The sequence below is a fragment of the Acidovorax sp. LjRoot204 genome (genome assembly GCF_056175785.1).
Genome location: NZ_JBGFFF010000040.1, coordinates 21,727 through 32,308, shown reverse-complemented (window position 1 = coordinate 32,308; position 10,582 = coordinate 21,727). Strand labels below are relative to the sequence as shown.

Sequence of the window (10,582 nt, the reverse complement as noted above, 5' to 3'; positions counted from 1 at the left end):
ATCTTGTTGCTGCTGGCGTTGATGCCTTTCATGGTCTCGACCACTTCGGCCACCACGTCTCCGCCTTGCACGGCCACGGTGCTGGCGCTCACGGCCAGCTGGTTGGCGGCTCGCGCGTTGTCGGCGTTCTGGCGCACGGTCGAGCCCAGCTCTTCCATCGAGGCGGCTGTTTCTTCCAGGGCCGAGGCCTGCTGTTCCGTGCGCGCGCTCAGGTCGTTGTTGCCTGAGGCGATCTGTGCGCTCGCTGACGCTACGCCTTCGGCGTTGCTGCGCACGCCCGACACCACACGCGCCAGGTTGGCCCGCATGTCGCCCAGCGCATTCAGCAGCTGGCCCATTTCATCCTTGCCGCCGGGGGGCACCTCGGTCGCCAGGTCGCCATCGGCAATCGCGCGGGCGGCCAACACGGCGTGATGGGCGGGGCGCGTAACGGCGCGGGTGATGGCCACACCCAGTACGGCCGCCAACGCCACGCACAGCGCGAGGGTGCCCAGCACCCAGATGCGTGCCGCATTGAACACTGTCATCGCTTCCTCATTGGCCTTCAATGCAGCGTCCGCATTGATCTTTTGCAGCTCGCCTAGGGTCTCGGCGGTGGCCACAAAGGCTGACTCCGATTCGCCCGCATACAGCATGCTCAACGCATCTGCCGTGAGTTCCATGGTCTCGGCAGTGCTGAAGTCCACGCCCTTGGCAATGTCCGCCAGCTTGTCCTGCAACGCCACATAGGCCGCCTTACGCGCCTTGTAGGCGTTGAACACCTCGCGCTCCTTGGGCATGTCGATGAGCGGCTCGTAGATCGCCTCCACACGGGTCAGGTCCTTGTGGCGCTGCGCCACCTGCTCGGCAAACGCCTTGACCTCGGCCGCGCTGCGCGCAGTGACCATGCCCGCCTCTGCACGGCGCATGCGGTTGAGCAGCACGCGCAGCTCGCCCGTTTGCGTGACGCTGGGCAGCAGATTGGTGGCGATCTCCTCAGCGTTGGCGTGGATGCGGGACATTTGCACCAGCGCAATGGCGCCGAGCAAGGCGGTCAGCAACACCACCGCCAGGAAACCCGCCGCCAGCTTGACGCCAATGCGCAGATCAGAAATTTTCATGAATTACCTCAAAGTACCTCGTGACACCGGGACCACCCCAGGTGTGTAACCAAATGCAGTCTATCAGCGGGCCTGACCGCACATTGCGCGGCTTTTCCCTACCCCACCGGGGCACCGCCCACAAAAAAGCACGCCATCCATGGCGGATGGCGTGCTTTTATTTTGATAGCAGCTGGCGCAATCGGCACCAGCGCTACCGGCCTATCTGACCTATCAGGCCTGCGACTTCTTGTAGCYGKCGATGCCGTCGRYGATTTCCTTCTTGGCSGCGTCGATGCCTTCCCAGCCCAGCACCTTGACCCACTTGCCSKYTTCCAGGTCCTTGTAGTGCTCRAAGAAGTGGGCGATGGCGTTGCGGCGCATGGCGTTCACATCGTCGATGGTCTTCCAGTGGTCATACATGGGCAGGATCTTGGACGTGGGCACGGCAATCACCTTGCCATCCACACCGGCCTCGTCTTCCATCATCAAGATGCCCAGGGGGCGGCAGGGCACGACCACGCCGGGGAACAGCGGGTAAGGCGTGATCACCAGCACATCGACCGGGTCGCCGTCGCCCGACAGCGTCTGCGGCACATACCCGTAGTTGGTGGGATAGTGCATGGCGGTGGTCATGAAACGGTCCACAAATATGGCGCCCGATTCCTTGTCCACTTCGTACTTGATCGGATCGGCGTTCATCGGAATCTCGATGACGACGTTGAAGCTGTCAGGAACGTTCTTGCCTGGGGGGACGTTGTTGAGGGACATGTCTTGGATAGTGGTTTGTTGACGATAACCCGCGAGGCCTTCGGCACTGATGCAGCGCAACGAAGCGTCGGGATTAACCCTGATTTTAGGCGCACGCCCCTTTCTGCCCGCTTGCAAACCGGCGTTTGCCTGTAAATTGGGCCTGTTGGCCAATCGGCTCCTGCGCGAAACGCATGGGTAGCACGAGGAAGCAACGCAGCGGGGAAGCCACCGATGCGTTGGTCCCCCTCCGTGCAACACACCAAGGAGAATTGAATGGCTGCAAGTTCAGCACTGACATCCCCTCTCATCCTCGCCCTCGCTTGCGGGCTCATCGCGGTGGCCTACGGCATCYGGGCCCGGGGCTGGATCCTTTCCAAAGACCCGGGCAACGCCCGCATGCAGGAGATTGCCGCCGCAATCCAGGCCGGTGCCGCCGCCTACCTGGCCCGCCAGTACAAGACCATTGCCATCGTGGGCGTGGTGCTGGCGGTGCTCATCGGCGTGTTTCTGGACGGCACCACGGCGGTCGGCTTTGTGGTGGGCGCCGTGCTCTCGGGCGCCTGCGGCTTCATCGGCATGAATGTCTCGGTGCGCGCCAATGTGCGCACCGCGCAGGCGGCCACCCAAGGCATTGGCCCGGCGCTCGATGTCGCGTTTCGTGGCGGCGCCATCACCGGCATGCTGGTGGTGGGGCTGGGTCTGCTGGGTGTCACGGGCTTTTACTGGTTCCTGGCGGGCAATGGCAACCACACGCCCACCACCCATCTGGCCACGCTGCTCAACCCGCTGATTGGCTTTGCGTTCGGCTCGTCGCTGATCTCGATCTTTGCGCGCCTGGGCGGTGGCATCTTCACCAAGGGCGCGGACGTGGGCGCCGACCTGGTGGGCAAAGTGGAGGCTGGCATCCCTGAGGACGACCCGCGCAACCCAGCCGTGATTGCCGACAACGTGGGCGACAACGTSGGCGACTGCGCCGGCATGGCGGCCGACCTGTTCGAGACCTACGCSGTSACRCTGATCGCCACCATGGTGCTGGGCGCSCTGATGGTGGCCACGGCCCAGGTCAATGCGGTGGTGTACCCGCTGGCGCTGGGGGCGGTATCCATCGTCGCATCCATCATYGGCTGCTTCTTCGTCAAGGCAACGCCCGGCATGAAGAACGTGATGCCCGCGCTGTACAAGGGTCTGGCGATCGCGGGCGTGCTGTCGCTCATCGCCTTCTATTTCGTCACGCTGTGGATCATGCCGGACAACGCGGTCACTGCCACGGGCACCCAGCTGCGGCTGTTTGGCGCCTGCGCCACCGGCCTCGTATTGACGGCCGCGCTGGTCTGGATCACCGAGTTCTACACCGGCACGCAGTACTCGCCSGTGCAGCACATTGCCCAGGCGTCCACCACCGGCCACGGCACCAACATCATTGCGGGCCTGGGCGTTTCGATGCGTTCCACGGCCTGGCCCGTGGTGTTTGTGTGCACGGCCATCATCGTGTCCTACGGCCTGGCTGGCCTGTACGGCATTGCGGTGGCMGCMACGKCSATGCTGAGCATGGCGGGCATYGTGGTGGCGCTSGAYGCSTAYGGTCCCATCACCGACAACGCGGGTGGCATTGCCGAAATGGCCGAGCTGCCCAGCAGTGTGCGTGACATCACCGACCCACTGGACGCCGTGGGCAACACCACCAAGGCCGTGACCAAAGGCTACGCCATCGGCTCTGCCGGCCTGGCTGCACTGGTGCTGTTTGCCGACTACACCCACAAGCTGGAGAGCTATGGCAAGGCCATCACCTTTGATCTGTCGGACCCGCTGGTCATCGTGGGCCTGTTCATCGGCGGGCTGATTCCGTACCTGTTCGGCGCCATGGCCATGGAGGCTGTGGGCCGCGCCGCAGGCGCTGTGGTGGTGGAGGTGCGCCGCCAGTTCAGCACCATCAAGGGCATCATGGACGGCACGGGCAAGCCCGAATACGGCAAGGCCGTGGACATGCTGACCACCGCCGCCATCAAGGAAATGGTGATCCCCAGCCTGCTGCCGGTAGTGGTTCCCATTGTGGTGGGCCTGCTGCTGGGGCCCAAGGCGCTGGGCGGCTTGCTCATGGGCACCATCGTCACAGGTCTGTTTGTCGCGATCAGCATGTGCACGGGCGGTGGCGCGTGGGACAACGCCAAGAAGTACATCGAAGACGGCCACCACGGCGGCAAGGGCAGCGAGGCGCACAAGGCCGCCGTGACCGGTGACACCGTGGGTGACCCCTACAAGGACACGGCCGGCCCGGCCATCAACCCGCTGATCAAGATCATCAACATCGTGGCACTGCTCATCGTGCCGCTGGTGGTCAAGTTCCACGGCGGGTAAAACCGCCCCGCCATCGTCAAAAAGGGGCCTCTGGCYCCTTTTTGACGCGTAACATCGCATCCACAGCAGCAGCCACTGGTATCGCGTTCCACTGAAGATGGCCTTGACACACACCACCCTGCCCGCCCCGGCCCCGACCGATAGCCCCGCTGCGCCCCAGCAGCGCATCGTCCAGATCGCGCTGGCCCAGGCCCGGCCTGTGGTGGAGCGCGTCATTGAGGCCACGCGCGTGTCCCTGCAAGCGCGCCTGGACAGTGCCCGCACTCCCGGCGAGCACCATGCGATGCAGGAGGCACGGCAGCAACTGGTGCGGCTGGCATCGGTGATGGCAGATCGCTACCCCGACGCACTGCGCAAGGCGCTGGACCAGGACACGGCACAGGGCGAGGACAAGCCCACGCGGTCCCTGTTCACCGTGCACTTTGACGACCTCGAACTGATGGACGAGGCGCAGATCAACGACAGCGTGGAGCGCGCACGTGCCCGTCAGGTACTGATCTCTGCAGTGGAAGGTCCGCTGGCGGACCTGGACGCGTTGGTGTGCGCGGCCCAGGGGCTGTCCCGGGTGCAGCCGGAGCACAACCCGCTGCGCCCCGACGTGTTCTTGCAGGCTCTGCAGTCCGTGGTGTCGCAGATGCAGGTCACACCCCAGGTGCGCCACGACTGGGTAGGGCTGATGGCACAGGCATTGGGCGCCGAGCTGCGCAGCCTGTACCTCGCGCAAATCGACCAGCTCAAGCAAAGTGGTGTGAAGCCTGTGGGCTATGCCATGCGGCAGGCCACGGGTGAAGTGGTCTATGTGGCGCCGGCCGACGCCGGGGCGTCCCCCGGTTTTGCAGCCGACAACGACTTGTACGTGTCGTCCACCAGCGCGGGCGACCCGTTGCTGACGCTGGACCGCCTGCGCCGCCTGCTGCTGGGCGAGTTCAATGACGCAGCCGCCCCTGCGGACATGAACGCCAACGGCGACAACCCCCAGGAATCTTTCGCAGCCCGGTTTGACCGGGAGTTTGAACACCCGTCACAAGGTTTGCCGCAGATCGACCCACCGGCCACGGATTTCGCGATGACGGTGCCCGCGGCGTTTGAGGCGCTGCAAGAGATGAACCAGGTCGGCCAGATGATGGAGCGCCTGGGTACGCCACGCGCGCCAGCCGGCAACGATGCAGACGGCAGCCCTGCTGCCGCGCAGCGGGCGCAGGCGCAGGGCCTGGGCCAGGCCTTGAGCATGGAGGTGGTGGCGCTGATGGTGGACAACATCGCGCGCGACACCCGGCTGCTGTGGCCGGTGCAACAGTTCATCCGCGCGCTGGAGCCTGCGCTGATGCAGCTGGCATTGGCCGACCCCCGCTTTTTCAGCCACAAGGAGCATGCCGCGCGCCGCCTGCTGCAGGACATCACAGACCGCAGTCAGGCCTTCAACAGCCCCGAAGCCCCTGGTTTTCAGAGCTTCATGCGCTCGCTCATGCACATCGCAGGCCCGCTGGCCACCGCCACCATCGACAGCGCTGATGACTTTGAACAAGTGCTGCAGCAACTGCACGCCAAATGGGCCGAGAAGGACCAGGCGCTCAAGCAGGAGCGCTTGCGCGCCATCGAGGCCCTGCAGCATGCAGAGCAGCGCCATCTGCTGGCCGCACAGATATCGCGCGAGATCTGGCTGCTGCCCGACATCGGCAAGGTGCMGGACGCCATCTCGCGCTTTTTGCTGGGCGCTTGGGCCCAGGTCATGGCGGAGGCGCGTCTTTCGGACAAATCAGGCACGACCGACCCGGGCCGCTACCAGGAACTGGTGGACGCGCTGATCTGGAGCGTACAACCCGAACTGACGCGCGCCAACACGGGCCAGCTGGCTCGCCTGCTGCCCAAGTTGCTGGCCAAATTGCGCGAAGGTCTGGCGTCCATCGACTACCCAACAGACCGCACGGAGGCTGTTTTTGAGCTGCTGATGCAACTGCACCAGCAGGCCTTCAAACCCGGGCCCAGGGTGGCTGCGCCAGCCCCTGCAGCCGCAGCGACTTTTGCAACGCCCACGGCAGAGCCGCAACAGCCGGCGCCCCTTGATGACGACGACCCCTGGGTTGCGCCCTCCGAAGCGAGGGAGTCCGGCTACATCGATATCTCGCAATCGCCCGAGAGCGAGGGCGCAGATACGGCCCCCGAGGCTGCCCCCAGCAGCGCAGCGCCCCTGCCGCTGCCCGCCGCCACCATCACGGTGGGCACCTGGGTCAACCTGCAGGTGGCGGGCCAGTGGGAGCGCACACAGCTGTCCTGGATCGGCTCGCACGGCAACCTGTTCCTCTTTACCAGCGCCGCTGGTCGCACCCAGTCGATGACCCTGCGGCTGCTAGACCGGCTGCTGCAACAGGGAGCGATGCAGGTGCTGGCCGAGCACACCGTGGTGGACAACGCCCTGGACGCCGTTGCTCAGACAGCCATGCAAAACAGCGTGGAAAGCAGGCACTGAAGGCCGCTTGCACAACAAAAGTGGTCAAACACGGCAGACGGTGATACCCTGTCTCCATCACTCCAAGGCTTTGCAGAATTCAGGGGAATTTGTCAGGGCCTTAGCCCGCTTTGGCGGGCTTTTTTAATGGATTTCCGCTTTGGCGGTTTTTCTCTAAGCGCCCCGCCCAGCAGGACCTTTTTGGCGTGTCGAACAGCCGCAGCCACTGCGGCTCAGTGAGCGCTCGCAGCAGGCAGGGTGAGCGTCGCCCGCAAGCCGCCAAGGCCTGCGGGCTCCAGATCCAGCCGCCCCCCATACAAAGCTGCCAGGTCCTGCACGATGGCCAGGCCCAGTCCCGTGCCGGGAACGGTTTCATCCAGGCGCACGCCGCGTTCCAGCGCCTGATCACGTTGCGCGGCATCAATGCCGGGGCCGTCGTCTTCCACCGCAACCACCAGTTGGGGCTGCGCAGCGCCCGATGCGGCGGGCAGCAGTTGCATCTGCAGCCGCACCGCAGCCTGCGCCCACTTGCAGGCGTTGTCCAGCAGGTTGCCCAGCATTTCCTGCAGGTCCTGCGCCTCGCCCGCAAAGAAAAGCGGCACCACTGAAGACTCGGCACTGATATCGAGCAACCGGTCCGCATGCACCTTGTTCATCACGCGCACCAGCCCATCCACCACCGGCTGCAGCGGCGTGCGCTGCCCGGGCAAGCGCGCAGATGCCGCCACCCGCGACCGCGCCAGGTGCCAGTCGATGTGCCTGCGGGCCACCTCCACCTGCTCTCGCACCAGCGCCGCCAGCTCCGGGTCATCAGTGGGCGGTTGTGTGCGGGCCGCGTTCTCCAGCACCGTGAGGGGCGTCTTGAGCGCATGAGCCAGGTTGCCCGCCTGGGTGCGTGCCCGCTCCACCACCTCACCATGCCGGCGCAGCACGGCATTAAAGTCGTCGACCAGCGGCTGCACTTCCGCAGGGAAGCTGCCTTGCAATTGCGAAGCCCGCGCTTCTTGCACATCCTGCACCGCGCGCTGTAGCGCCTGCAGGGGCTTGAGCCCCACCGCCACCTGCGCCCAGGCGGCGGCGACCAGCAGCAATAGCAACACTGCCAGCGACAGCCCCAGCACGCCAGTGAACCGGGCCGTGGCTGCCTGCGTGGCCTGCAGGTCGGCGGCCACAATCAAGCGCCAGCGCGCTGCATGCACGCCCTCGGCGCGCACCGTGCGCTCCAGCACCAGCAAAGGCGCGCCCTGCGGGCCTGTCATCTCGTGCACATGCACGGTGCCATCGGCCAACGCATCCACCTGTAGCGCCAGGCTGGTGTCCCACAACGAGCGCGAGCGCAACACCCCTGCCCGCTCGCGCCCGTCGGGCGCCATGGCGTCCACCTGCCAATACAGGCCGGAGTAAGGCTTGAGCCAGCGCGGGTCGGACAGCGCCTCGGCAGCAATCACCGGCTGCCCCTGGGCGTCAAACTCCAGCCGCGCCGTGATCTGGTCCAGCTGCAGCTGCAGTGCAGCCTGAAACTGCTGTTGCACATGCTCGCGGAACAATCCGCTCAGCACCAGCCCAGCGAGCACCATGGCTACGGCTGCCCCCGTCAGCGTGACGGCCAGCAGCCGCACCCGCAACGACCGGGACCAGTGCACGGGCGGAGCAGGTGGCACAGCTTGCGCGCTCATGGCGGCACCAGGCGGTAGCCCATGCCACGCACGGTTTCGATGCGGGCCGAATCCACCGGGGCAGCCGACGAAGCCGCAGGAGGCAACATCTTCTTGCGCAAGCGCCCCACAAAGACCTCGATGGTGTTGGAGTCCCGATCAAAGTCCTGCGCATAGATGTGTTCGGTCAGCTCCGCGCGTGACACCAGCACGCCAGGCCGGTGCATGAGGTAGTCGAGCACCTTGTACTCATGCGCTGTCAACGTCACCGGCTGGCCCGCACAGGTCACGCGGCCACTGCGTGTGTCCAGCGACCAGTCTCCACACTGCAGCACGGCCGACGCTTGCCCGCTGGCGCGGCGGATCAGTGCGCGAAGGCGCGCCAGCAGTTCTTCGAGGTGAAAGGGCTTGGTCAGGTAGTCATCGGCACCGGCATCGATGCCCGCGACTTTTTCGTGCCAGTTGTCGCGCGCGGTGAGGATCAGCACCGGCATGTTGCGCCCCTCGGCCCGCCACCGCTTGAGCACCGTGAGCCCGTCCACCACCGGCAGGCCCAGGTCCAGCACCACGGCATCCACTGCCTCGGTGTCGCCCAGAAACTGCGCGTCGCGCCCATTGTCTGCCTCGTCCACCGTGTAGCCCGCGCCGTCCAGGGCATTGCGCAACTGGGTGCGCAGCAGCGTGTCGTCTTCTACCAGCAGGATGCGCATGGAGGTGTCGTGGTCGGAAGGGTGTCAGCGATTGTCACGGCTTCGCTGCTGATCTTCGCGCGATTCTCGGGATCGCACACGCAGCACCTCCGCCGTGCGCGCATCGAGCTTGACCTTGGTCAACTGTCCGGCAGGCGTCAGCAGCTTGATCTCGTAGATCCAGCGCTCGCGCTCCTGCTCCAGTTCCACTTCCAGCACCTGACCAGGCACCTCGCGCTGCAGGCGATCGAGCACGACGGGCAGTGGCAGCACCTGGCCCGCCTGCACGGCCTGCCGGGCGCGGTCGTGGTCTTCCTTGCCGCTGGCCCACGCGGACGGCACGACCAGCGCGGCAGCCCACAGCACACACGCCGCCAAGCACATGCACCGGACATGGCGGCCCGCACAAGCAGCGTGGAAGGAGAAAGGCATGGGCGCATTGTCCTGCGCGATATCTGAACGGCCGATGAACAGCCCTTTCACACGCCGTTCAGGCGGGGATTTCAACAATGCCTGCACAAGCGATGAACCCCCCAAGGACCACAGCATGACTTCCCTTCGCACCCTGACTCTGGCGGCGCTCTGTGCACTAGCAGCCACCAGCATCAGCCACGCCGCTGACACAACCGCTGTCCAGCAGCTCGCCCACTGGAGCGCACAGGCCGGCAGCCCAGGCAATGCCGAAAAAGGCAAGGTGTTCTTCAACGCACGCCATGGTGGCGAATGGTCTTGCGCATCCTGCCACGGCACACCGCCCACCGCACAGGGCAAACACGCCAGCACCGGCAAGTCGATTGCGCCCCTGGCTCCGGCCTTCAACCCCAAGGCATTCACCGACACCGCCAAGGTGGACAAGTGGTTCCGCCGCAACTGCAACGACGTGGTGAGCCGTGAATGCAAAGCGGTGGAAAAAGCCGACGTGCTGGCCTACCTCAACGCCCTCAAGCCCTGAGACCGACACCATGCAAAAACCAGCCCTATTACGCCCTGCAGCCCTGGCCGCCGCTGTGTGCGCACTGACCCTGCTGACACTCTCCAGCGCCCATGCAGACAGTGGGCGCGCCATGCCGCGCAACGTGCCCAGTGCCTACACACAGGAATGCGCCGCTTGCCACACCGCCTACCCGCCTGGCCTGCTGCCCGCAGCATCCTGGAACCGCGTGATGACGGGCCTGGACAAGCACTACGGCACCGACGCATCGCTGGACGCCGCCACTGTACGCCAACTCAACCAGTGGCTGCAGGCCCACGCAGGCACCTACAAGCGGGTGAACGAGGAGCCACCCGAGGACCGTATCACCCGCTCGGCCTGGTTTGAACGCAAGCACCGAAAGATCGAACCCACCACCTGGAAGCTCGCCAGCGTGAAAAGCGCTGCCAACTGTGCGGCCTGCCACACAGGCGCAGACCAGGGGCAGTTTGACGAACACAACCTGCGCATGCCGGCGGGGCTCGATGTCCGCTCTCGCCGCGCCTGGAACGACTGAGAGCGGTGAACAGAACTCTTCTGGCGTCGTTGCTGTGTCTTGTCGTACTAACCGTACTGCCTGCGACACAGCGCCTAGCCAGAACCGCTTCGCTGAGCCCTGTTCGCCGCTCTCGATC

9 protein-coding genes are annotated in these 10,582 nt (G+C 65.3%); 4 read left to right on the top strand and 5 right to left on the bottom strand.

The features are described 5' to 3' along the window. Positions 1-1,100 (bottom strand): methyl-accepting chemotaxis protein (locus AC04MI_RS09875; protein WP_476497711.1); only part of this gene is annotated, 1,100 nt, incomplete at its 3' end. 213 nt (positions 1,101-1,313) lie between these two features. After that, entirely contained in the window at positions 1,314-1,850 is a 537-nt protein-coding gene (gene ppa / locus AC04MI_RS09870; protein ID WP_476497710.1) for an inorganic diphosphatase, read from the bottom strand. Between the two features lie 255 nt (positions 1,851-2,105). Here ppa and AC04MI_RS09865 point away from each other — a divergent pair, with 255 nt between their 5' ends. Together AC04MI_RS09865 and AC04MI_RS09860 are read left to right on the top strand one after the other, a co-directional pair. Continuing rightward, complete coding sequence (locus AC04MI_RS09865; RefSeq protein ID WP_476497709.1) at positions 2,106-4,187, top strand: sodium-translocating pyrophosphatase; 2,082 nt, start codon at positions 2,106-2,108, stop codon at positions 4,185-4,187. Between the two features lie 97 nt (positions 4,188-4,284). Continuing rightward, on the top strand, positions 4,285-6,654 hold the full coding sequence (locus tag AC04MI_RS09860) for a DUF1631 family protein (protein WP_476497708.1): 2,370 nt from the start codon (positions 4,285-4,287) through the stop codon (positions 6,652-6,654). 212 nt (positions 6,655-6,866) lie between these two features. Here AC04MI_RS09860 and AC04MI_RS09855 read toward each other — a convergent pair whose 3' ends face one another. Genes AC04MI_RS09855 through AC04MI_RS09845 form a run of 3 tightly spaced genes read right to left on the bottom strand, consistent with a single transcriptional unit; the run spans position 6,867 to position 9,409 of the window. Next, the gene (locus tag AC04MI_RS09855; RefSeq protein ID WP_436078539.1) at positions 6,867-8,309 is read right to left on the bottom strand and encodes a sensor histidine kinase; all 1,443 of its coding nucleotides are present in this window, start codon (positions 8,307-8,309) and stop codon (positions 6,867-6,869) included. Then, positions 8,306-8,998 (bottom strand): response regulator, encoded by a 693-nt coding sequence (locus AC04MI_RS09850; RefSeq protein WP_436078538.1) that lies wholly within the window; start codon positions 8,996-8,998, stop codon positions 8,306-8,308. Before AC04MI_RS09850 ends, AC04MI_RS09855 begins: the two co-directional genes overlap by 4 nt. A 24-nt stretch (positions 8,999-9,022) precedes the next feature. Further along, positions 9,023-9,409 (bottom strand): PepSY domain-containing protein, encoded by a 387-nt coding sequence (locus AC04MI_RS09845; protein ID WP_436075409.1) that lies wholly within the window; start codon positions 9,407-9,409, stop codon positions 9,023-9,025. Positions 9,410-9,524: 115 nt separating this feature from the next. Between AC04MI_RS09845 and AC04MI_RS09840 the strand changes: the two genes are divergently transcribed. Both AC04MI_RS09840 and AC04MI_RS09835 read left to right on the top strand, forming a co-directional pair. Then, entirely contained in the window at positions 9,525-9,929 is a 405-nt protein-coding gene (locus AC04MI_RS09840) for a DUF1924 domain-containing protein (protein ID WP_436075410.1), read from the top strand. Positions 9,930-9,939: 10 nt separating this feature from the next. Then, positions 9,940-10,464: a diheme cytochrome c gene (locus AC04MI_RS09835; RefSeq protein ID WP_436078537.1), complete on the top strand. Its 525-nt coding sequence runs from the start codon at positions 9,940-9,942 to the stop codon at positions 10,462-10,464. Positions 10,465-10,582: the final 118 nt, after the last annotated feature.